Origin of the sequence: Bradyrhizobium sp. AUGA SZCCT0169, assembly GCF_018130085.1 — a bacterium.
In the GTDB taxonomy this organism is placed as follows: Bacteria; Pseudomonadota; Alphaproteobacteria; order Rhizobiales; family Xanthobacteraceae; genus Bradyrhizobium.
Genome location: NZ_JAFCMC010000005.1, coordinates 25,910 through 47,931, shown reverse-complemented (window position 1 = coordinate 47,931; position 22,022 = coordinate 25,910). Strand labels below are relative to the sequence as shown.

Sequence of the window (22,022 nt, the reverse complement as noted above, 5' to 3'; positions counted from 1 at the left end):
TGCGTTTCCGCACCCCGTTTTATATGATATACATCATCTTATCGAAATGCGGGAACCCTCCATGGCCGACCAGACCGTAGCGATCGCGCGCCCCCGTCCCGAGGCCTCCTCCACCGTTCTGCAGATCGCGGTGCTGGCGGCGCTGGCTGCCACCGGGACGCTGGCGACCAATATCCTGCTGCCGTCGCTCCCGCAGATGGCAGCCTCGCTGCACGTCACGAGCGCGGCGGTCACGTCAGCGATCACGATCTTTCTGGCGGTGTTCGCAGTCGGCCAGCTGGTGGTCGGGCCGATCTCGGACCGCTACGGTCGCCGCTGGCCGGTGCTGATCGGATTTGCCGTGTTTTTCGCCGGCAGCGTCTGGTGCGGCCTCGCCACCGACCTGCCCAACCTGCTCGCCGGCCGCGTGGTCCAGGCCGCCGGCGCCTGCGCCACCTCCGTGCTGTCACGCGCTATTGCGCGCGACCTGTTCTCCGGCGCCGCATTGGCGCGCGCGATGGCGCTGATCATGATTGCGATGGCGGCGGCGCCTGGCTTCTCGCCGCTGCTCGGCGGCGCGCTCGACCATTATTTCGGCTGGCGTTCCGAGTTCGCGCTTGTCGCCGCCTTTGCCGTGCTCGGCGCGCTCGCCTACGGCATGGTTCTGGGCGAGACCCATCATGCGACGCGCACACCGCTCGACCCGCTCGCGATTGCCAAAAACTATCTTGGCCTGATCGCCGACCGGCGTTTCGTGGTGCCGGCAGCGACCGTGAGCCTGATCATGGGCGGTCTGTTCGCGGTGTTCTCGGCCGCGCCCCGCGTGCTGATCGAAGCGATGCACTTTACGCCAATTCAGCTCGGCCTGTTCTTCGCCGGCACCGTGCTGATCGTATTCGCGGCCGGAATGCTGGCGACAAAGCTGGCGCCGCGCTACGGACTCGACCGCTCGATCCGTGGCGGATTATTCGCGGCGGCAGCCGGCAGCCTCGCGATGCTGCTGGTGTCGCTGTATAGCCCGACCTTCCTGCCGTTTCTGGGCGCGATGAGCGTGTTCCTGCTCGGCATGGGCATCGTGAACCCCTTGGGCACCGCACAGGCGCTCTCCCCGTTCGGCGAGAAGGCAGGCGCGGCCTCCGCGCTGGTCGGCTTCTGGCAGATGATGAATGCGGCGATCGGCGTCTGGCTGGCCGCGACGATCTCGCACGAGGCGCTGTTCGCGCTCGGCGTGGTGCTGACGGTGTTTTCCCTGGTGGCGGTCGGGCTCTACACGCTGCGCGCCAAAGCGGCCTAGCTTCCGAGATACCGCTCGTACTTTCCGGCCACGACTTCATCCGACGCAATGTCCGGATCGAGCGTATAGAGATCCTGCGCGCGGCCGATGCCACGCAGTGCATAGCGGCCGGTGGAAACCAGATAGTTGCGCCCCGCAGCATCCAGTCCGGTCCGGAACGCCTGCGATGTCAGCAATTCGCGGTCGACCGAACGGCACATCGAGGCGATGCGGCTGACCTCGTTGACGGCCGGCCCCACCACGGTGAAGTCGAGCCGGTCCTCGCTGCCGATATTGCCGTAGAAGACCTCGCCGACATGCAGGCCGACATGGGCCGTCGTCACCGCCACCCCTTCGGCGGCACGGCGCGCGCTGACCGCAGCCATGTTGTGGCGGAAGCGATGCTCGGCGCGCAGCGCCGTGCGCTTGGCAACGGCCATGTTCTCATGGGTGAACATCGCCAGCACGCCATCGCCGATCAGTTTCAGCACCTCGCCGCCGGCATCGTGGATGGCGTCGATCGAGGCCTGCGCGTAATCGTTCAGGAACGGGATGATCTGGCCGGGCTCGATGCTCTCGCTGATCGAGGTCGAGCTGCGCAAATCCGAAAACCACAGCACCGCGTTGATACGCTCGGTGACGCCGCGGGCAATGCGGCCGCGCAGCACCTGCTCGGACGCGTCCCGGCCGAGATAGACCCGCCCCAGCGTCCGCGCGACCTCAGCCTGTGCGGCGGATTTGACCGCAAGCCCGAGCACCGGCACCAGCTCGCGCAGGGCGGCGAGCCCCTGCTCGCCAAACCCTTCGTCGCTCCGGGTTACCCATGTCGAGTAAAAGCAGTCCATCTGGCCCATGGTGCCTGCTTCGCCGAACCGGTGCACGAAGCTGAGAAAATGCTTGTGACCCTTGGCGGTCAGGTCCTCGATCATGTTGAAATCGAGGCCTTCGCAATCGGACAGATCGATCAGCAGTTCGTCGCCACCGGTTTCAAGCAAATGGTAAAATGTCGAGCGCCGCCAGTTATCCGCGACGGCGCCCTCGCTGCTCGAACCATATTCAAACCTGTCGGCCTCGTTGGTCTGGGAATCGCTCCAGCGAAATCCGCGGCCCTCGAACACCGGGTGCAGCGTGTCAATGATGACCATTGCGCGCGACAGCTCCAGGCCATGGGCGCGGCAGCGTTCGCAAAAGCCGCGGAGCAGATCGTTCTCGGGCAGGCCTGTCAGGCTCTGATGGGCGATCCAGTTCATCAGGCGCAGGCGGGGCGTGAGTTCCATGCCGCCATTATGCCGCGCAATCGTGACAGACGGAAGCCTGCGGAAATCCCTTAGGTTTTCCTGGATACGACGACTTCGCCGTCTTCCTTCACGAAGGAGGCCACGGGACGGTCGAGCAGGTCGAGCACCATCTCCGACGGCCGGCACAGCCGAACCCCCTTCGGCGTCACCACGATCGGCCGGTTGATCAGGATCGGATGGGCGAGCATGAAATCGATCAGTTCGTCGTCGCTCCATTTGGGATCGGCAAGGCCGAGCTCCGCATAGGGCGTGCCTTTTTCGCGGAGCAGCTCGCGCGCGGAGATGCCCAACGCGGCGATCAGCTCGACCAGCCGGGCGCGGCTCGGCGGCGTCTTCAGATACTCGATCACCTCGGGCTCTTCGCCGCTTTGCCGGATCATTGCCAGCGTATTGCGCGAGGTGCCGCAGGACGGGTTGTGATAGATCGTCACGCTCATGAGCGAGCTTCCTTCGCAGTTGCGGCCACCTCGCCTGCCTCGCGCAGCAGCCAGCCCATCAGCATCATCGCCAAGATCGCACCACAGAGTTCGGCGGCGATGAAACCGGGCAGATCGGTCGGACGAATTCCCGAAAACGTATTGGTGAACGATCGGGCGATGGCGACCGCGGGATTGGCAAACGACGTCGACGATGTGAACCAATAGGCCGCCGTGATGTAAAGCCCGACCAGCCACGGGATCGCCGGCCGGTTGAACCGGATGCCGGCGAGAATCGTGACAACCAGGCCGAACGCGGCCACGCCTTCGGCCAGCCATTGCGCACCGCCGGTTCGGACCTTCAGCGAGGCATCCAGCAGCGGCAGGGCGAACATCGCGTGTGCCATGATGGTTCCGGCGATGCCGCCGGCGATCTGCGCCGCCACATACGACAACGCCTCGCGCGCCGTCAGCTCGCGCCGGAGCGCAAACACCAGGGAAACCGCAGGATTGAAATGCGCGCCCGATATCGGCCCGAGAATGCTGATCAGCACGACGAGGATCGCACCGGTCGGCAGCGTGTTGCCGAGCAGCGCGAGCGCAACGTCCTTGGTCAGCGTTTCCGCCATGATGCCGGAGCCGACCACGGTTGCGACCAGTATCGCCGTGCCGAGGGCTTCGGCGGTCAGGCGGCGCGGAAGATCAAAATCGGACATCAACTCGCCTTCTCGTGACCGTTAGTGGCACCATCGATGCGGCCGATATCGCGCAGCCGCGTTCCCAGCGACAGCGCATCGATGCTGCTCAGCGGCAGGCTCGTGAACGCGGCGATACGATTCTTCATGTACCGGAATGCTTCGACGAATGCCGCTTCGCGCTCGATATCGGTACCAACAACCTCCGCCGGGTCTGCAATACCCCAATGCGCAGTCATCGGCCGGCCGGGCCACACCGGGCAGGACTCGCCTGCGGCATTGTCGCAAACCGTAAAAATGAAATCCATCGCGGGGGCGCCGGGGCGCGCGAACTCCTCCCAACTCTTGGAGCGCAAATCGCCGGTCGGATAATCGAGGCTATTGAGGACCCTGATCGCGAACGGATTCACCGTTCCCTTCGGCTGGCTCCCCGCGGAGAAGGCGCGGAAGTGGCGATGGCCATCCTTCCGCAGAATCGCCTCGGCCAGGATCGAACGGGCGGTATTTCCAGTGCAAAGGAAGAGAACATTATACATGCGATCAGACATGGGCTTTCCTCCTCTTCGATTTAGGTGAACAGCAAGGCGTGAGGTCCTCGATCAGCGGCGCGCAGATTTCCGGACGTCCGTCGCAGCAATCCCTGACCATGAACAGCATGACCGCCCGAAACGCGTCGAGATCGGCGCGGTAGACGATCGAGCGGCTGAAGCGCTGGGCCGTCACCAGCCCCGCCCGCGACAGGATCGCCAGATGAGACGACATGGTGTTTTGCGGCACCGCCAGCGACTTGGCGATATCGCCGGCCGCCAGCCCCTCCGGTTCGTGCTTCACCAGCAGGCGAAACACCTCGAGCCGGGTCGGCTGCGCCAATGCAGCGAGCGCAAGAATGGCCTGTTCTGATTCCATATATCCAGACTTATGGATATATCTGAACATCGTCAAGCGGCTTATCGATATTGCCACTACGAGCGGCAAATTCCCGACTGGATCGGCGGGCACGGCACGGTGCCGTAAGAACAAAACACGCAGCAATCGCCCGAGCGAGGCTTGAGACGCTCCCCGCAGCCCTTGCAGTCGTAAAAGAACTGGCAGGCGTTGGTGGGCATGGTCTCGACGGATTGATGACTGCACTTTGGGCAAGTGAGCGTTGATTCCAACTGCATCAGGGATTTGCTCACACTCATTTTCAGCCGCATCGCGTTCAACGCCGCCACAAGGATCGTCGATCGCCCCACCGCGAAACTGCGCAACGCGCACTGCGTCGCCTAGCGGTCAAGCACAATCTAGCAGCCAAGGCGCGACAAAACAACCCGACGGGCAAATCACTTACGATTAACAGAAATCATGTCAAGCCCCGGAAGCAAAAATATTTCTGTTTTACAGAAGCAAAAATCGGTTTATATAACAGCCATCCCGTCCCGCTCAGAGGGCGTCGGCCGTCGTCACGGACGTTGGACGGGTTGCGGTGGACGCTGATGTTGCGGAGACGTAACGCGACAGCGGCGTACGGCGAAGACGCGTGGTCCTGGCGCCCGTTGCTGGCGTCAAGTTCCTGAGAAGCCAAAAGCTGATCAGGGGCGACGGAGTCAATCGAGAACTCGTCTCCGGGGAGAGCGCGCTATAAGCCGTAAAGCCATTGCGCAGGGAATGTCGGATGTTCTCCGCTGCCCTGTATGCTCGTGTGCAGCTTTGTTTGCACTATTCGCACACGAGACCGCGGGTGCAGCGCGCATCCGGCATTCCCTGCGCCCTCTCATTTGGGCGGGAAGTTTCCAGCAAAGCTCGGGCGCAATGCGTCGCGAGATTGCGAAGCCACGTTTTGGATGATGGTGCAACAACAAACGCCGCCGTCGTCCCGGCCTTGAGCCGGGACCCATAACCACAGGGAGAAGTTTTGCGAATGGTCCCTGCTATCGAGTCTTCATCGAGAGATCACGCGGTATGGGTCCCGGCTCAAGGCCGGGACGACGTCTTAGCTAGACCTGTTATTTCCATAATTCTAGAAATATCGTTGACAACTCTCGACTCGAATGTCACGATCACATCATGAAACTCGACGACGCCGCTGCACACCTCGAAGCCCTGGGCAATCCGACCCGGTTGAAAATCTATCGCGCGCTGGTTCGCGCCGGCGATGCCGGAATGCCGGTCGGGCGGCTGCAGGACAAGCTGAAGATCGCGCCATCCACCCTCTCCCATCATATCAAGACATTGATGGTGGTCGGCCTGATCAGTCAGGAGAGAGAGGCAACGACACTCGTGTGCCACGCCAATTACGACGTGATGCGGGGACTGGTGGACTTCCTGGTGGCTGAATGCTGCACCGGCTCCGAAAGCAACGATACGCAGACCGCGGCGTGAATTTGCGCCGCCATCAATTTCGATACTTCTAGTTTGATGGGAGAACAGTATGAGCGAGGCAAAGTCCGTTGCGATCATCGGCGCCGGCCCGGTCGGCCTTGCCGCCGCCGCCCACGTGCTGGAGCGCGGGCATCGGCCGATCGTGCTGGAAGCAGGCGACAGCGTCGGGCATTCCGTCCGCCAATGGAGCCATGTCCAGCTGTTCTCGCCGTGGGAATACAACATCGACCGCGCCGCGGAGCGTCTGCTCGCGGCAACGGGGTGGAACTCGCCGGACCCGCAGCACTATCCGACCGGCGCGGAATTGCTGGAGGGCTACCTTGAACCGCTCGCGGCCAAGACCGCCCTCGCCGATCACATCCACACCTCCAGTCGCGTCACCGACATCAGCCGCGCTGGTTTCGACAAGCTCAAGACCAAAGCACGCGAGTCCGCGCCGTTCGAGATTCGCTATCAGAACGGGCAAGGCCCGAAGGTCGTCAAGGCTGACGCCGTGATCGACGCGTCAGGCACCTGGCATTCGCCAAATCCGGCCGGCGCCAACGGCCTCCCCGCCATCGGCGAGACGCAGGCCGCGGGCAAGATCGCCTACGGCATGCCCGATGTTCTCGGAAGAGATCGCGCGCGCTACGCCGGCAAAACCGTCGCCGTGCTCGGCGCCGGTCATTCGGCGATCGGCACGCTGACCGATCTCGCGCGACTCGCCGCCGAGGTATCGGGAACACGTCCGGTCTGGCTGTTGCGGGGCAATGATCCCGCCAAGGCCTTTGGCGGCGGCGCGAACGACAAGCTGGTTGCGCGTGGCGAGCTGGGCGCGGCCTTTGCATCACTGGTCGCCGCTGGCCGCATCAAGGTCGAGAGCGAGTTTCGGGTTTCGCACATCACGGCGGAGGGCCCCCGCCTCACCGTTGCGACCGGCGCGGGCAGCTGCTGCCGTCAAATCGTCGTCGATGAGCTGATCGTTGCCACGGGCTTCCGGCCGGACCTGGATTTCGTGCGCGAGCTTCGCATCCAGCTTGATCCGGCGATCGAATGTCCGGTGGCGCTGGCGCCGCTGATCGATCCGAACGAGCATAGCTGTGGCACCGTGCGGCCCCACGGCGCACGCGAACTGGCGCAGGCCGAACCCGGCTTCTATTTCGCCGGCATCAAGTCCTACGGCCGTGCGCCGACCTTCCTGATGCTGACAGGCTACGAGCAGGTCCGTTCAATTGCCGCCGACATCGCCGGCGATCATGAAGCGGCGGAGCGTGTCGAACTGGTGCTGCCCGAAACCGGCGTTTGCAGCCGCGCGGAAGTGCCCGGCGCAAGCCAGTGCTGCGGCGGACCGGCGCCATCAGCTGTTGACGCCTGTTGCGCAGAGGACGCTAATGCCAAGCAACAAGGCAAAACAGGATGCGGCTGCGCGTCCTGAACGAACCGGGGTGAAACGCATTTCCTTAAACGGCCGATCCGTCATCGTCGCGATGTGTGTGGGGCAGCTCGGCAGCCTGCTCCCCCATGTCGTGGTGCCCTCCATTCTCGCGGCGTTCCTGATTCCGGAATGGCATCTCAGCGGCGCGCAGGCCGGCCTGCTCGCAGGCTCAGGCGCTGCGGGCTACATGTTGACCGTGCCGGTGCTGGCGACGCTGACCGACCGGATCGACGCGCGAAAAATCCTGATTGCCGGCTCGGCGGTCAGTGCACTCGGTACATTGCTGTTCGGCCTGTTTGCCACCGGCCTCTGGTCCGGGGCGTTGTTCAACGCCATCGCGGGCATCGGATTTGCGGGCGCTTACATGCCCGGCCTCAAGGCGTTGACCGACCGGCTTGCGCCGGGCGATTCATCGCGCGCTATCACGTTCTACACATCAAGCTTCTCGTTCGGCGTCGGACTGTCGTTCCTCGTCTCGCAGCTCGTCGCCGAAGCTTGGGGTTGGCGCGCCGCCTTCCTGGTGACGGCGCTGGGCCCGCTGGTGATGCTTTCCGTCTGCTTCCTGTTGCAACCGGTGACGCCAAAGCCCGCGCAAGGCCGTTTGCTGGATTTTGCGCCGGTGTTCCGCAACACCAGCGCGATGGGTTTCGTTCTCGGCTATGGCGCGCACTGCTTTGAGCTTTACGGCATCCGAACCTGGCTGGTGGCGTTCTGGACGTTCGTGGCGGCGAGGAATTCGGACGGCTCGATCCTGACCCCCGTCGTCGTCAGCGTGCTGTTCTCCGTGCTGGCGATGCCCGCAAGCATTCTGGGCAATGAATGCGCGATCCGGTTTGGCCGCCACCGCGCCATCACGGCCGTGATGTTCAGTTCTGCGGTCGTGGCGCTGCTGATCGGCGCGTTCGCCGACAAATCGCCATGGCTGCTGCTGCCGCTGATCCTGGCCTACGCCATCACCGTGCCCGCCGATTCCGGCGCGCTGACATCGGGGATGACGATGGCGGCGGACCCGAAATACCGCGGGGCGACGATGGCCGTGCATTCGACCGTCGGCTTCAGCCTTTCGGCTTTGGGCGCCTGGGCCTTGGGCGTGGCGCTGGATGCGGCCGGTGGACCGTCGAGCGCCTCCGCCTGGACGGCGGCGTTTATCGTGCTCGCGGTGGGCATTCTGCTGGGGCCACTGGCACTCTACTGGTCGAGACGGACCACGGTTCAGGCATGAGTGCGACACAAGCCTGTTGCCACCTGGCGTCATGGCGCTTAGGTTCCAAGTTGTCTATTATCATAGACAACTTGATTCCGGCACGCCGGAACGACGGCAACGACAACAAGCCGGCGCAACGAAAAAGATAAGCCATGAGCGCACGCCCCCTCCCCATCATCATCGCGCTCGGCACCACGCAGACGCTGGCCTGGGCGTCGAGTTATTATTTGCCGGCCATTCTGGCCGACCCGATGTCGCGCGATCTCGGCGTCTCCTCGAACTGGATATTTGCCGCCTTCTCGGCAGCATTGGTGCTCTCGGCTTTGCTCGGCCCGCGTGTCGGCCGGCAGATCGACCTGGTCGGCGGCCGATCGGTCCTGTCGATGTCCAACATGGTATTCGCGGCAGGACTAACGCTGCTTGGGTTCAGCTACTCCATTCCGGTGATGGCCATCGCATGGCTGCTGCTCGGCATCGGCATGGGCGCGGGCCTCTACGATGCAGCGTTCGCCGCGCTCGGGCGCATCTACGGCAATGAAGCGCGGCGCTCGATCACCGGCATCACGCTGCTCGCGGGTTTTGCGTCGACGGTCGGATGGCCGCTGTCGGCCTGGGGGCTGGAGACCATCGGCTGGCGCAACACCTGCTTTGCCTGGGCGGCGGCGCATATCCTGATTGGGCTGCCGATCAATTTGCTGATGCTGCCGGAGGTGAAGGGCGCCAAGGCTGCGGTGGCGAACGCCGTCAAGCCGCACATCGCGATCGACCGCACCATGATCCTGCTGGCGTTCGTGTTCGCCGCCGCCTGGACCGTCACCGGTGCGATGGCCGCGCATCTGCCGCGCATCATGGAAGCCGCCGGCGCCACCACCGCGCAGGCCGTGTTCGCCGGCGCCCTGCTCGGCCCGGCGCAGGTGGCGGCGCGCATTTTCGAGGCTGGCTTCCTCAGCCGCTTTCATCCGCTGGTCTCGACCAAGCTCGCATGTGTCACCAATCCGATCGGCGCGGCGATACTCGGATTGGTCGGTGGCGGCGCGGCCAGCGTGTTCGCGATCTTCTACGGCGCCGGCAACGGCATCCTCACCATTGCGCGCGGCACGCTGCCGCTGGCGATCTTCGGCCCCCAGAATTACGGCTATCGCCTCGGCATCATCGGCGCGCCGGCGCGGATGGCGCAGGCGGCTGCTCCATTGCTGTTCAGCCTCCTGATCGACATCATGGGCAGCCGCGTTCTCATCGTCTCCTCCGCGCTCAGCCTCGCGGCGCTGCTCGCGCTGTTTTTGGTGCGCAGCCATCCGCCCATGACAAAGCCATCATGAGGACTCCCAATGGCAGATGACACACCACCATCGATCCGGCGCATCAATCCTCCCGAACTCGGCACTCCACCCGGCTATTCGCAGATCGTTGACGTCAGCGCCGGCCGTCTTGTGTTCATCGCGGGCCAGACCGCGCTCGACCGCGACGGCAACGTGGTCGGCAAGAATGATTTTGCCGCGCAAGCGGATCAGGTGTTCGAAAACCTCACCGTCGCGCTACGGGCAAGCGGATGCACCGCCGCCAACCTGGTCAAATTAACGGTATTTCTCACCGACATGAACAATCTCGGCCGCTATCGGGAGGCGCGCGACCGCTTCTTCGCCTCCGTCACACCGCCGGCGGCGCCCGCGGTGACGCTGGTCGAGGTGTCGAAACTGTATGGCCCCGACTTCCTGATCGAGATCGAGGCCATCGCTGCGCCATAAGCGTCGCAAATCTGCTTCGGCCCAACGGAATGTCGTGAGGTGAACCATGTCCGGCGATCTGCTCATTCGCACCGTCGAGCAAGCCGATCTTCCAGCGCTGCTGGAATTGTACCGCGACCTGAATCCCTCCGATCCGCCTCTCGCGCCGGAGGATGCGACATCGATCTGGCGGCAGCTCTCAGCCTACCCGGGAAGCGCCGTTCTCGTCGGCGTCCGGCAGCACGTGCTCGTGACTTCCTGCACGCTGGTCGTTGTGCCGAACCTGACGCGCGGCGGCCTGCCCTATGCGCTGATCGAGAACGTGGTCACCGTCGCAAACCATCGCAAGCAGGGACACGGCGGCGCCGTTCTCAAACACGCGATCGCCGAGGCCTGGAAACACAAGTGTTACAAGGTCATGCTGTTGACGGGGTCGAAAAGCCCGGCGACGCTGAAATTCTATACTGGCGTTGGCTTTGAACAGAACAAGACCGGATTCCAGATCCGGCAGTTGCCGGTGCGCGAAGACTGATCCGGGCAATTCCCACGCCGCGTCAGGACGACTCCTCGGGCGGCTTGATGTGGCGGAACGAGAACAGCAGCGCGAGGTCGTAGCCGATCTTCAGCGCGCCGCAGACCACCAGCGGCAGGCCGGAGAATGCCGTCATCAGCAGCGCGCCTGAGATCGCCGGGCTGATCGCGGACGCAAGGCTGCGCGGCACCGCGGTGACGCTGGCGGCGGCGGGCCGCTCTGCGGGTGTCACCACTGCCATCACATAGGAAGTACGAGTCGGTACGTCCATTTGCGACAGCGCCGAGCGCAGCAACAGCAACCCCAGCGCCAGATAAAGATTGGGCGAGAACGCTGCCAGGATCAGGAACACGCTGGAGGGGATGTGCGTGAACACCATGGTGTTGACGAGGCCGATGCGTCTGGCGAGCCAGGCGGCGACCGGATAGGAGAAGGCGCTCAGCGTGCTCGACCAGAAGAAGAACAGCCCCGCCGCGGATAGTGAAAGATCGAAGCGCTCGAACAGCCACAGCGCCAGCAACGACTGCGCGACAAAACCGCCTGCGAACGCATCGATGCTGAACAGCGCGGCGAGCTTGTAGACGGTGCCGCGCGAGGGCCCGAGCGGCGTCTGCGGCGCCCTCTCCTCGCCGCGCGTGTGCGGGACACGACGATAGAGCGCGGCGCAGAGAATACCGAGCGCGGCGTAGGCATAGAACATCAGGCGGAACGCGCCGAGCTGGGTGCTGCCGCCGGCGACGAGAAAATCGGGCAGCGACGCCGCCAGCGAGCCCGCCGCGGTGGCGAGCGCGCCGATCAGGCTGTAGCGGGCAAAGACCTGCGTGCGGCGCTCGTCGGTCGTGCTGTGCGCCAGCACCGTATGTTCAAGCGGCACCAGCACGCCGAGATCGCCGCCGGACGGATTGATGGTGCCGATAAAGGCGACCAGCACGATCAGAACGAAATGCTCGACGCCCGGGAACGCAATCCCGGTGGCCGCCATCAGGCCGGCGCCGAACATCAGTAGCGGACGCAGATCATGCCGGGGCGCGATCCAGCCGACGATCAAGGTCAGCAGCGCGGTTCCGAGCAGCGCGGCTGTGGCGACGATGCCGACCGCGATGGCATCATAACCCAGCAGCGTCATGTAGGCCGGCAGGATGATGATCGCAAAACCGTCGCCGAATCCGCGCAAGCCCCGCGCGAGATAGAGCAGGGTGATCAGCGAATTTGCCGACGAGACGTTCGATTCCGAGGGGATGCTGGCCATCGATCCATGCTTTCATGCGCAACTCGACACGTCGAGCGGTGCGCAGAGCTTGGACGGCGGACCGTCTGACGGGGAGCCTGCTTGTCCCCGATATGAAACAGGCTAGGCTCGAATTTGCACCGGCGCAAGGCTGCAAGGTTGACAGCCGAACCGGCAAGCGGTTAATTCGCCCCATGGGGACTCTGCGATCTCCCCACGAGGCGACATGCCCAAGTATCGCGCCCGTTTTCTCATAACGAGGGCGCAACCATGTCATCCTACACCACGATATCTCCAGATAAGCTTGCACGGTTGATCGGCACTGCAAACATGCCTGTCCTGATCGACGTCCGTACCGACGAGGACTTTGCCGCCGACCCGCGGCTAATCCCCGGCGCCGTCAGGCGCAGCCATCAGGACGCCGCCAGTTGGGGCGAGGAGTTCTCCGGCCGTCCCGCCATCGTGGCTTGCCTGCGCGGCCAGAAGCTCGCGCAAGGCACCGCCGCCTGGCTGCGGCATCTCGACGTGTCGGCCGAAACGCTCGAAGGCGGCTTTGAGGGCTGGAAGGCTGCCAAGCTGCCGCTGGTGCCGGCCGAAAAGCTGCCCGCGCGCGATGCGCGAGGCCGCACCGTCTGGGTCACGCGGGCGCGGCCGAAGATCGACCGCATCGCCTGCCCCTGGCTAGTTCGCAGATTTGTCGATCCAAACGCGGTGTTCCTGTTCGTCGCACCGTCCGAAGTCCTCGCGGTCGGCGAGCGCTTTAACGCAGCGCCCTTCGACGTCGAGAACGTGTTCTGGAGCCACCGCGGTGAACTCTGCACCTTCGATGTGATGGTCGAGGAGTTTGGCCTGGCAACGCCGGCCTTGCTGCGGCTGGCAACCATGGTCCGCGCCGCCGATACCGGACGGCTCGACCTTTCGCCGGAAGCACCCGGGCTGCTGGCCGCCTCGCTCGGCCTGTCGCGAATGTTCGACGACGATCTCGAACAGCTGGAGGCAGGCATATTGCTGTATGATGCCTTCTATCGCTGGTGCCGCGATGCGACCGGAGAGACCCATAACTGGCCGAGCAACAAGGCGAAGTCGTAATGGATGCGACCATCAACAAGACAGCCGAAGCCGGTGCCAACAGCGAATACGCGCACGGCATCAGCTTCGGCGAGGCATTCCGGGTCTGGCTGCGGGTGGCGTGTTTGAGTTTCGGCGGGCCCGCCGGTCAGATCGCGGTGATGCACCGCATTCTGGTTGAGGAAAAGAACTGGATTTCGGAGAGCCGGTTTTTGCATGCGCTGAATTACTGCATGCTGCTGCCGGGGCCGGAGGCGCAACAGCTCGCCACCTATATCGGTTGGCTGCTGCACCGGACCGCCGGCGGCATCATGGCCGGCGGCCTGTTCATCCTGCCGGGCGTCATCGCTATCATGGGGCTGAGCTATATCTACGCGGCCTACGGCAATGTCGGCTTCGTCGAGGCGGTGTTCTTCGGGCTGAAAGCGGCGGTGCTCGCCATCGTCGTGCAGGCGGTAGTTCGGGTCGGCAAACGCGCGTTGCGCAACCGGATCATGATCGCGCTGGCAGGCATCGCCTTTGTCGCGATCTTCTTCTTCAATGTCCCCTTCCCGATCATCATCATTGCCGCCGGGGTGATCGGCTATCTCGGCGCCCGTAGCGGCCGGTCGGAATTCGCCGCGGTCGAACATGGCGGCGGCGGCAAGAAGACAGCCGTTGTCGACAGCCTGCTCGGCGAGGAGTTGCCTGAGCATGTCCGCCCGAGTGTCGCCAAGGCGCTGAAAGTCAGTTCGGTCTGGTTGCTGCTATGGCTGGTGCCGGTGGCCGCGCTGCTGATCGCGTTCGGCCAGGACAATGTGTTCAGCCAGATCGCGCTGTTCTTCTCGAAGATGGCGATGGTGACGTTCGGCGGCGCCTATGCCGTGCTCGCCTATGTCGCCCAGCAGGCAGTCGAGCATTATCACTGGCTGCAGCCGCGCGAGATGCTGGACGGTCTCGGCATGGCCGAGACCACGCCGGGCCCGCTGATCATGGTGCTCCAGTTCGTCGGCTTCATGGCCGCCTTTCGCGATCCGGGCACACTGTCGCCGATGATGGCGGCGACCCTCGGCGGGTTGCTGGCGACCTGGGTGACCTTCACGCCCTGCTTCCTCTGGATCTTCCTCGGCGCGCCGTTCATCGAGACCCTGCGCGGCAACAAGGGGCTAGCGGGCGCGCTAACCGCAATCACCGCCGCCGTGGTCGGCGTGATCCTCAACCTCTCGATCTGGTTCGCGTTGCATACGCTGTTCCGGCAGACGACGCCGGTTCGATCGTTTGGGCTGTCGTTCGACATGCCCGTGCTGTCGAGCATCGATATCGCCGCGTTCGTATTGGCGGCGGCCGCCGCCACCGCAATCTTCCGCCTCAATATCGGCATGCTCTGGGTGCTGGCGGGGTCCTGCGCGGCCGGCGTGGCGCTGCGGCTGACGGGGATGATTTGAGCGGCGGCGCTGCCGCCTACACTTTCTCCGCCGGCGCCAGCTTGCAGACCGCGCCGCTGGACTCGATCTGCAGCGTGGCGTGGTGAATGTTGAACCGGTGCAACAGCTCTTCGCTAACCCGATGCAGGAAGGCGTCGTCGCTGCCGTCAGGCCGCACCAGATGCGCCGTCAGCGCGGTCTCGTTGGTGCTCATGGCCCAGACGTGGAGGTCATGCACTTCCGAGACGCCATCGAGGGTACCGAGATAGTCCCTGACCTTTGCCAGCTCGATGCCGCGCGGCACGCCGTCGAGGGCGAGATTGACGCTGTCGCGCGCCAGGCCCCACCCGCTCACGAGCACCACGGCGGCGATGACGAGGCTGATCGCGGGATCTACCCACAGCCATCCCGTGAACATGATCACCAGGGCCGCGATCACCACGCCAAATGACACGCCGGCATCGGCGGCCATGTGCAGATAGGCGCCGCGAACATTGAGGTCGCCATGGCGGCCGCGCATGAACAACAAAGCCGTGCCGCCATTGATGGCGATGCCGAGTGCCGCGACCGCCACGACGGTCCAGCCGGCCACCGGCGCGGGGGCCGAGAGGCGATTGATCGCCTCGACGATGATGCCGCCGACCGCGACCAGCAGAAGGCCGGCATTGAACAGCGCCGCGAGGATCGAGGCCCGCCGGTAGCCATAGGTATGCCGCTGGGTCGGTTGCTTCTGCGCGAGCCACGCCCCGCCCCAGGCCAGCAGCAGCGCGATCACGTCGGATAGATTGTGAACGGCGTCCGAAATCAGCGCCAGCGAATTGGCGGCATAGCCGAAGATCAGCTCGGCGGCGACAAACGCCGCATTGAGCGATGCGCCGATGGCAAATGCCCATCCGAAACTGTCGGGCGCATGGCTGTGCCCGGCGTGGTCATGTGCGTGGGAGTCGTCGTGGTGGTGGTGGTGGTGGTGGTGGTGAGCCTGCGCCATGGCGCGGATATATAGCGCACGGAAATCCGAATACTAGCACAGCAATTGATCGTCGTCCCGGCCTAGTGCGCAATTGCGCACTAGGCCGGGACGACGCCGCAGAAACCTACTCCACGCCCCGCAGGAACTTGTTCGACTTCGGCAGGCCGTGCGCAAGGCGGCCAGCGTCGGCGCGGTTGCCGCGCCAATCGGCCAGTTCTTTCCAGCTCATGCTTTGGTCGCGGCCGGCGGAATCTTTCCAGTTCAGCCCCGCCTTGGACTCGAATACCGCGACGTCGGAGAGTTTGGCGCTGGTGTATTTCTGCAGCCGTACGCCGCGGCCGCGCGCCATCTCCGGCACCTGGTCGAGCGGGAACAGCACCATCTTGTGGTTGGTGCCGATCACGGCGACGGTGTCGCCGGCCACGGTCGTGATCGCGCAGGCCTCGTTCGGCATTTCGACGTTGAGCACCTGCTTGCCCTTGCGGGTATTGCCGACGCAATCGTCCTCGTTGACGATAAAGCCCTGCCCTTCGAGGCTTGCGATCAGGAATTTGCGGCCGCCCTTGTTGACGAACAGCGACACGATCGCGGTTTCCGGCTCCATGTCGATGAACATGCGGATCGCCTCGCCATGGCCGCGGCCGCCCGGCAGCTTGGCGACGTCGAGCGAATAGAATTTTCCGTTGGTCGCGAACACCAAGAGCTTCGAGGTGGTCTCGGCAAAGAAAGCGTGGTCGAGCTTGTCGTCGGTCTTGAAGGCGAGCCCGGAAATATCCTCGACATGGCCCTTGAGCGTGCGCACCCAGCCCTTTTCGGAGATCACCACCGTGCACGGCTCGCGCTCGACAAAGGCCTCCTCGATCGCGGCGAGATCATGCTCGGGCGCATCGGCGAATGTGGTGCGGCGCTTGCCGAGCGGCGTCTTCGGACCAAACATGTCGCGGACCTTGCGCACCTGGTCGCCGACCTTGGACCATTGCTCGGCCTCGGAGCCGAGCAGCGACTTGATGCCCTTCAATTCGGCCCGAAGGTTCTTGTCCTCGGTGCGGATCTCGAATTCCTCGAGCTTGCGCAAACGGCGCAGCCGCATGTCGAGGATGGCGTCGGCCTGGACCTCGGTCAGCTTGAACGCCTTCATCAACTCCGGCTTCGGTTCATCCTCGGTGCGGATGATCTTGATCACCTTGTCGATGTTCAGATAGGCGATCAGGTAGCCGCCGAGCACTTCCAGCCGGTTCTCGATCTGGGTCTTGCGGTAATTCGAACGGCGCAGCAGCACGTCGCGCAGATGGTCGAGCCATTCGCGTAGACATTCGGCAAGCCCAACCACTTTCGGGATCTTACCCTTGATCAGCACGTTGAGGTTCAGCGAAATCTTGCTTTCGAGCTCGGTGAGCCGGAACAGCGATTCCATCATCAGCGCAGGATCAACGGCGCGAGATTTCGGCTCGATCACGAGCCGGACGTCTTCGGCGGACTCGTCCCTGACGTCGCCGACCAGCGGCAGCTTCTTCTCGTTGAGCAGTTCGGCGATCTTCTCCACCAGGCGGGATTTCTGCACCAGCCACGGGATCTCGGTGATCACAACGACCCAAGTGCCGCGCGCGCCCTCTTCCTGGGTCCATCGCGCGCGGGTGCGGAACGAGCCGCGCCCGGTCATATAGGCTTCGGCGATCGCTTCCTTGGAATCGACGACGATGCCGCCGGTCGGGAAATCCGGCCCCTTGACCCATTTCAGCAGCGACTTCGATTTGGCATCCGGCTTGTCGATCAGATGCAGGGCGGCGTCGCACAGCTCGGCGGCGTTGTGCGGCGGAATCGAGGTGGCCATGCCGACCGCGATGCCCTGAGAGCCGTTGGCGAGCAGGTTCGGGAAGCCGCCCGGCATCACCACCGGCTCTTTGGTCTGGCCGTCGTAATTGGGACGGAACTCGACGCCGTCCTCGTCGATGCCCTCCAGCAGCAGCTGCGCCACCGCGGTCATACGCGCTTCGGTGTAACGATAGGCGGCCGGATTATCGCCGTCGATATTGCCGAAATTGCCCTGGCCGTCGACCAGCGGGTAGCGCGAGGAGAAATCCTGCGCCAGCCGCACCATGGCGTCGTAGATCGCCTGGTCGCCATGCGGATGGAACGAGCCCATCACGTCGCCGACGATCTTGGCGGATTTCTTGAACGCCGTGCCGGGGTCGAGCCGCAGCAGCCGCATGCCGTAAAGGATGCGCCGATGAACCGGCTTCAGGCCGTCGCGGCCGTCCGGCAGCGCGCGGTGCATGATGGTCGAAAGCGCATAGGTGAGATAGCGCTCTTCCAGCGCATCCCGCAGCATGACTTCATGGATTTCGGCCGGCTCTTCCGGCGGTAACGTTCGTTTTCCCATGGGGACGGGTTAAACTTTTGGGCTGACTCGGGCAAGCCGCGAATCGGGGCAACACCATCATGGCGTCGTCCCGGCGAAGGCTCAGATGCGCAATTGCGCATCGGGGGACCCATAACCACAGGTGTTTTTGAAAGAAATCGACTGGAGCCACGGCCCTTATCGATAAGCCGCGGCGTATGGGTCCCGGCTCAAGGCCGGGACGACGGGCCCTGCCTTCAGACCGCGGAACTGATTCGCGCCCGGTATTTGGTCACCGCGTTGATGAATCCATCGCGGGCGTCGGAATGGCCCTGCCCGCGCGGCTCCAGCACGTGGCGGAGCAGGAACATGCCGGTGAGCCGAAAGCCGTCCTGCAGGTCCTGGTCCGACCAGCCATTCGTCCCGCCCTCGCCCTCTCGCAAAAATGCCGGCAGCGGCAGCAGCCGGTCGCGGTAGGGCTCGCCGGCGCGCCGCGACACCGCGCCGCCGGATTTCGGCGACACGTAGATCAATTCCGTTGTCTCGCCGGTCGCGGCGCAGTTTTCCAGGTCGAGGCCGAAGCCGAGTTCGGCCAGCATCGCGAGCTCAAACCGGATCAGATGCGCCGCGGCGCCGCCGACATCGTCGAAATCGTCCAGCGTGCGCTCGAACATCTCGTAGATGTCCTCGTGCGGGTCGCGCTCCGGCAACAGCCGCACCAGCGAGGCCAGATGGGTGACGCCATAGGTCGCATGCGCCGACGCCAGCAAGGTCGCCGCGCGCAGCCGCGTGCCCTCGATGGCGTAATATCCGAGATGCTCGTCGAGCCGCGCCCGCCACACCGTGGTGACGCTGTTGCCGGGCTGCAGCAACGGCCGCATCCTTTTCCCCGCGCCGCCGCGCACCAGGCCAAGGTGCCGGCCATGGCTGCGCGTCAAGAGCTCGACAATGGCGGAGGATTCGCCATGCCGCCGCACCCCCAGCACGATGCCTTCGTCGGTCCATTCCATGGGTGGGAGTTTATCACGTAGGGTGGGCAAAGCGTAGCGTGCCCACCGCGATCAACAAAGCCGTCCGCGCGAGATTGGTGGGCACTGCGCAAGTGCGCCTTTGCCCACCCTACGCAGTGTCGCGGTTACGCGTTGAACCAGCCGACGGCATCGCCGGTGAAGGAAAAATACAACCCCGCCGTCGTCAGCGCGCAGGACACCACCTCGATGGCGCTGTCGAGTTGCAGGCCGTTCGCACCGATCACCTGCGCCAGCGAGATCACCGACAGCACCAGCGCCGCGGCCAGCACCCAGCGCGGCCAGTTCTTGCGCTCCCGCGCCGCGAGCCGGACGAAATTGACCAGCAGCAGGATCAGGCCGGCCGCCATCAGGGTCGCGACCATGATCATCTGTTCGGTCATGTCGCCTTTCGGCGTGCGGTCCTGGAAAGCGACCGACACCGCATCCAGCGTCAGCGACATATACAGCAGCACTTCAAACCAAACTACGTTCCTGGGCAGGGTCATCGAAGACGCCGATCATCGCTGATGTTTCTTGATTATTCTTTGGGGAAATCAATTCCCATTTCGCGGTAGCGCTCCGGGTCGTCGCCCCAGTTCTCGCGCACTTTGACGAACAGGAACAGATGCACGGGCTGCCCCAGTATTTCGGCGATCTCTTTCCGCGAATCCGCGCCGATCGACTTGATGGTGGCGCCGCCCTTGCCGAGGACGATCTTGCGCTGGCTCTCGCGCTCGACAAAGATGGTCTGCTCGATGCGGACCGATTTGTCCTTGCGTTCGGTCCAGCTGTCGGTCTCGACGGTGGACTGATACGGCAGCTCCTGGTGCAGCTGCCGGTAGATCTTCTCCCGCGTGATCTCGGCCGCGAGATGCCGCATCGGCGCATCCGACATCTGGTCTTCGGGATAGTGAAACGGGCCTGCCGGCACCATTCTGGCGAGCTCGGCGCGCAGATCGTCGACGCCGTCGCCCGACAGCGCCGAGATCATGAAGGTGTGTTCGAATTTCATGCGGTCATTGGCGGCCTGCGCCAGCGCCAGCAATTTCTCGCGCGGGATCAAATCGATCTTGTTCAGCACCAGGATTTTCGGATGCTGCACGCTCGCAAGCCTGCTCAGGATCGCGTCAGCCTCCTCGTCGATGCCGGCTTTGGCATCGAGCAGCACGCAGACCAGATCGGCGTCATGCGCCCCGCTCCAGGCGGTCGATACCATGGCGCGGTCGAGCCGCCGTTTCGGCGCGAAGATGCCGGGCGTATCGACCAGGATGATCTGCGCGTTGTTCTCGATCACGATGCCGCGGATCAGCGCCCGCGTGGTCTGCACCTTGCGCGACACGATGGTGACCTTGGAGCCGACCAACGCGTTGACCAGGGTGGACTTGCCGACATTGGGCGCGCCGATCAGCGCGACGAAGCCGCAAGCGGTCTGGGCAGGAGATTCAGCTGTCATTGCCACCACCGCCGCCGACGCCCTCGCGCTCGATCATCACCGAGGCCGCAACCTTCTCGGCCGCGCGCTTGCTGCCGCCGACGCCTTCGGCCAGCGCCAGTCCCGGCAGTTCAACGGAAACGCGGAACTGCGGATCGTGATGCGGGCCGGTGCGCTCGACCTCGCGATAGACCGGCGTCGGCATTCCTTTGCTCTGCGCCCATTCCTGCAATACCGTCTTGGGATCGCGCAGCGGCCGGCGCGGCTTGCGCATCCGCTCGGTCCAGTTGCGTTCGACGAATTGGGCGGCGGCACCGTAGCCGCCGTCGAGAAAGATCGCCCCGATCACGGCTTCGCAGATGTCGCCGAGCACGGATTTGCGCAAACGGGCGCTGGCGCTGGCGCCGACCTGGCCGAGCTTGATGTCGTCGACCAGCCCGAGCGATTTGGCGACGTCGGCGCAGCTTTCCTTGCGCACGAGATCGGCGAGGCGTTTTGACAGCTCGCCCTCGTCGGCGTTCGGAAAGGCGCGATACAGCATGTCGGAGACAATCAGTCCCAGCACATGATCGCCGAGAAATTCGAGGCGCTGATAGCTTTCGGTGCGGTTGCGCGCCGGCTTGAGCGCGGACACATGCGTGAACGCTGATGTCAGGAGGTTGGGATCGGCGAACTTGTGGCCGATGCGTGCTTCGAGCGCGGCAGCCGCGGCCTTGGCCGATTCCTTGGCCGAGCCCCTGCCGCGCTTCTTCTTGGCCGCAGGTTCGCCACCGGCATCAGGCTGCGGGCTCTCGCCCGGTGTCGGGGTATCCCTGATGACGGGCGTTTCGTCGTTCATCGCACGATTGAAAAAATGCGATTCCAGCGCACCGCGGTCGGCCAGCGCCAGAACATCCAGGCATGTTCGCCCTCGGCAATGGAGAAGAAGATCATTTGCGCCCGGCCGACGATGTTTTCGAACGGCACATAGCCCACCGCCGACAACACGCGGCTGTCGGTCGAATTGTCCCGGTTGTCGCCCATCATGAAGAAATGGCCGGCCGGCACGGTATAGATGGTGGTGTTGTCGTAGAAGCCGTTGTCGACGCAATCGAGCGACTCATAGGAGACGCCGTTCGGCAGGGTTTCCTTCCAGCGCTTGACTCGCGCGGTGGCGTCGGAGCCGCACGGGTCCTCACCGATGAAATCGCTCAGGCGCTCGCGCTTGATCGGAGCGTCGTTGATGTAGAGCAGTCCTTCGCGCATCTGGATGCGGTCGCCCGGCAGGCCGATCACGCGCTTGATGTAATCGGTGGAATCGTCCTTCGGCAGGCGGAACACGACGATATCGCCGCGCGACGGCTCCGAGCCGAAAATGCGGCCCGAGAACAATGGCGGCGACAGCGGGATCGAGTAGTGGCTATAGCCGTACGAATATTTCGAGACGAACAAATAGTCGCCGACCAGCAGCGTCGCCTTCATCGATCCCGAGGGAATGTTGAACGGCTGGAACAGGAAGGTTCGGATCACGAGCGCGATCAGGAGGGCGTGGATGACGACACGGATGGTTTCGCCCAAGCCGCTTTCAGTTTTTGTCCCGGATGTCACGCTCATCGCTTTCCCAATTCCCGCAAGGCTGCTTCAAGCAAGGCAAGTACTAAACAGAGGCTTGGCCTGCACGGTGGCAGAACGTTTTCC

At 64.0% G+C, this 22,022-nt stretch carries 23 protein-coding genes; 9 read left to right on the top strand and 14 right to left on the bottom strand.

The window, feature by feature from the left end; genetic code table 11:
- Nucleotides 1-61: 61 nt before the first annotated feature.
- Nucleotides 62-1,273, top strand: a complete 1,212-nt coding sequence (locus JQ609_RS07610) for a multidrug effflux MFS transporter (RefSeq protein ID WP_212272832.1) — start codon at nucleotides 62-64, stop codon at nucleotides 1,271-1,273.
- Here JQ609_RS07610 and JQ609_RS07605 read toward each other — a convergent pair.
- From JQ609_RS07605 to JQ609_RS34950, 6 genes are read right to left on the bottom strand one after another with little or no spacing between them, the layout of a single operon-like run.
- Nucleotides 1,270-2,529, bottom strand: coding sequence for an adenylate/guanylate cyclase domain-containing protein (locus tag JQ609_RS07605; RefSeq protein WP_212272830.1), 1,260 nt, complete (start codon nucleotides 2,527-2,529; stop codon nucleotides 1,270-1,272). The two genes, JQ609_RS07610 and JQ609_RS07605, sit on opposite strands and share 4 nt — an antisense overlap.
- A gap of 50 nt (nucleotides 2,530-2,579) precedes the next feature.
- Nucleotides 2,580-2,987, bottom strand: coding sequence for an arsenate reductase (glutaredoxin) (gene arsC / locus JQ609_RS07600; RefSeq protein ID WP_212272829.1), 408 nt, complete (start codon nucleotides 2,985-2,987; stop codon nucleotides 2,580-2,582).
- Nucleotides 2,984-3,682 carry an MIP/aquaporin family protein gene (locus tag JQ609_RS07595; protein WP_212272827.1) on the bottom strand — a complete coding sequence of 233 codons (699 nt, stop codon included), beginning with the start codon at nucleotides 3,680-3,682 and terminating at the stop codon, nucleotides 2,984-2,986. The genes arsC and JQ609_RS07595 overlap by 4 nt, the downstream gene beginning before the upstream one ends.
- Entirely contained in the window at nucleotides 3,682-4,209 is a 528-nt protein-coding gene (locus JQ609_RS07590) for an arsenate reductase ArsC (RefSeq protein ID WP_212272825.1), read from the bottom strand. Before JQ609_RS07590 ends, JQ609_RS07595 begins: the two co-directional genes overlap by 1 nt.
- Nucleotides 4,202-4,567 (bottom strand): helix-turn-helix transcriptional regulator, encoded by a 366-nt coding sequence (locus tag JQ609_RS07585; RefSeq protein ID WP_212272823.1) that lies wholly within the window; start codon nucleotides 4,565-4,567, stop codon nucleotides 4,202-4,204. Before JQ609_RS07585 ends, JQ609_RS07590 begins: the two co-directional genes overlap by 8 nt.
- A 56-nt stretch (nucleotides 4,568-4,623) precedes the next feature.
- Nucleotides 4,624-4,824 (bottom strand): GDCCVxC domain-containing (seleno)protein, encoded by a 201-nt coding sequence (locus JQ609_RS34950; RefSeq protein ID WP_212296262.1) that lies wholly within the window; start codon nucleotides 4,822-4,824, stop codon nucleotides 4,624-4,626.
- A gap of 883 nt (nucleotides 4,825-5,707) precedes the next feature.
- On the opposite strand from JQ609_RS34950, the gene JQ609_RS07580 reads away from it, so the two are divergent.
- From JQ609_RS07580 to JQ609_RS07555, 6 genes are all read left to right on the top strand, one after another.
- Nucleotides 5,708-6,022 (top strand): helix-turn-helix transcriptional regulator, encoded by a 315-nt coding sequence (locus JQ609_RS07580; protein ID WP_212208200.1) that lies wholly within the window; start codon nucleotides 5,708-5,710, stop codon nucleotides 6,020-6,022.
- 49 nt (nucleotides 6,023-6,071) lie between these two features.
- Nucleotides 6,072-7,436 carry an NAD(P)-binding domain-containing protein gene (locus JQ609_RS07575; RefSeq protein WP_212272821.1) on the top strand — a complete coding sequence of 455 codons (1,365 nt, stop codon included), beginning with the start codon at nucleotides 6,072-6,074 and terminating at the stop codon, nucleotides 7,434-7,436.
- A 52-nt stretch (nucleotides 7,437-7,488) separates the two neighbouring features.
- The gene (locus tag JQ609_RS07570; RefSeq protein ID WP_212273159.1) at nucleotides 7,489-8,658 is read left to right on the top strand and encodes an MFS transporter; all 1,170 of its coding nucleotides are present in this window, start codon (nucleotides 7,489-7,491) and stop codon (nucleotides 8,656-8,658) included.
- Between the two features lie 134 nt (nucleotides 8,659-8,792).
- Nucleotides 8,793-9,959, top strand: a complete 1,167-nt coding sequence (locus tag JQ609_RS07565; protein WP_212272819.1) for an MFS transporter — start codon at nucleotides 8,793-8,795, stop codon at nucleotides 9,957-9,959.
- A 9-nt stretch (nucleotides 9,960-9,968) separates the two neighbouring features.
- Complete coding sequence (locus JQ609_RS07560) at nucleotides 9,969-10,385, top strand: RidA family protein (protein WP_212272817.1); 417 nt, start codon at nucleotides 9,969-9,971, stop codon at nucleotides 10,383-10,385.
- Nucleotides 10,386-10,431: 46 nt separating this feature from the next.
- Nucleotides 10,432-10,896, top strand: coding sequence for a GNAT family N-acetyltransferase (locus tag JQ609_RS07555; protein ID WP_212272815.1), 465 nt, complete (start codon nucleotides 10,432-10,434; stop codon nucleotides 10,894-10,896).
- A gap of 22 nt (nucleotides 10,897-10,918) precedes the next feature.
- Here JQ609_RS07555 and JQ609_RS07550 read toward each other — a convergent pair whose 3' ends face one another.
- Entirely contained in the window at nucleotides 10,919-12,145 is a 1,227-nt protein-coding gene (locus tag JQ609_RS07550; RefSeq protein ID WP_212272813.1) for an MFS transporter, read from the bottom strand.
- A 249-nt stretch (nucleotides 12,146-12,394) separates the two neighbouring features.
- Between JQ609_RS07550 and JQ609_RS07545 the strand changes: the two genes are divergently transcribed.
- Nucleotides 12,395-13,213: a sulfurtransferase/chromate resistance protein gene (locus JQ609_RS07545; protein ID WP_212272812.1), complete on the top strand. Its 819-nt coding sequence runs from the start codon at nucleotides 12,395-12,397 to the stop codon at nucleotides 13,211-13,213.
- Nucleotides 13,213-14,616: a chromate efflux transporter gene (gene chrA, locus JQ609_RS07540; protein ID WP_212272810.1), complete on the top strand. Its 1,404-nt coding sequence runs from the start codon at nucleotides 13,213-13,215 to the stop codon at nucleotides 14,614-14,616. The genes JQ609_RS07545 and chrA overlap by 1 nt, the downstream gene beginning before the upstream one ends.
- Nucleotides 14,617-14,632: 16 nt before the next feature.
- Here the strand turns inward: chrA and JQ609_RS07535 are convergent, their stop codons facing one another.
- The 7 genes from JQ609_RS07535 to lepB form a co-directional block, all read right to left on the bottom strand.
- On the bottom strand, nucleotides 14,633-15,583 hold the full coding sequence (locus JQ609_RS07535) for a cation diffusion facilitator family transporter (protein WP_212272809.1): 951 nt from the start codon (nucleotides 15,581-15,583) through the stop codon (nucleotides 14,633-14,635).
- Between the two features lie 106 nt (nucleotides 15,584-15,689).
- The gene (gene parC / locus JQ609_RS07530; protein ID WP_212272807.1) at nucleotides 15,690-17,945 is read right to left on the bottom strand and encodes a DNA topoisomerase IV subunit A; all 2,256 of its coding nucleotides are present in this window, start codon (nucleotides 17,943-17,945) and stop codon (nucleotides 15,690-15,692) included.
- 215 nt (nucleotides 17,946-18,160) lie between these two features.
- The gene (gene recO / locus JQ609_RS07525) at nucleotides 18,161-18,913 is read right to left on the bottom strand and encodes a DNA repair protein RecO (RefSeq protein WP_212038341.1); all 753 of its coding nucleotides are present in this window, start codon (nucleotides 18,911-18,913) and stop codon (nucleotides 18,161-18,163) included.
- 125 nt (nucleotides 18,914-19,038) lie between these two features.
- Nucleotides 19,039-19,419: a hypothetical protein gene (locus JQ609_RS07520; RefSeq protein ID WP_212208213.1), complete on the bottom strand. Its 381-nt coding sequence runs from the start codon at nucleotides 19,417-19,419 to the stop codon at nucleotides 19,039-19,041.
- A 32-nt stretch (nucleotides 19,420-19,451) separates the two neighbouring features.
- On the bottom strand, nucleotides 19,452-20,366 hold the full coding sequence (era, locus tag JQ609_RS07515; RefSeq protein ID WP_212208214.1) for a GTPase Era: 915 nt from the start codon (nucleotides 20,364-20,366) through the stop codon (nucleotides 19,452-19,454).
- A complete protein-coding gene (gene rnc / locus JQ609_RS07510; RefSeq protein WP_212272805.1) occupies nucleotides 20,356-21,183 on the bottom strand; it encodes a ribonuclease III in 828 nt (275 codons plus the stop codon). Before rnc ends, era begins: the two co-directional genes overlap by 11 nt.
- Nucleotides 21,180-21,938 (bottom strand): signal peptidase I, encoded by a 759-nt coding sequence (lepB, locus tag JQ609_RS07505; protein WP_212038338.1) that lies wholly within the window; start codon nucleotides 21,936-21,938, stop codon nucleotides 21,180-21,182. Before lepB ends, rnc begins: the two co-directional genes overlap by 4 nt.
- Between the last annotated feature and the right edge of the window lie 84 nt (nucleotides 21,939-22,022).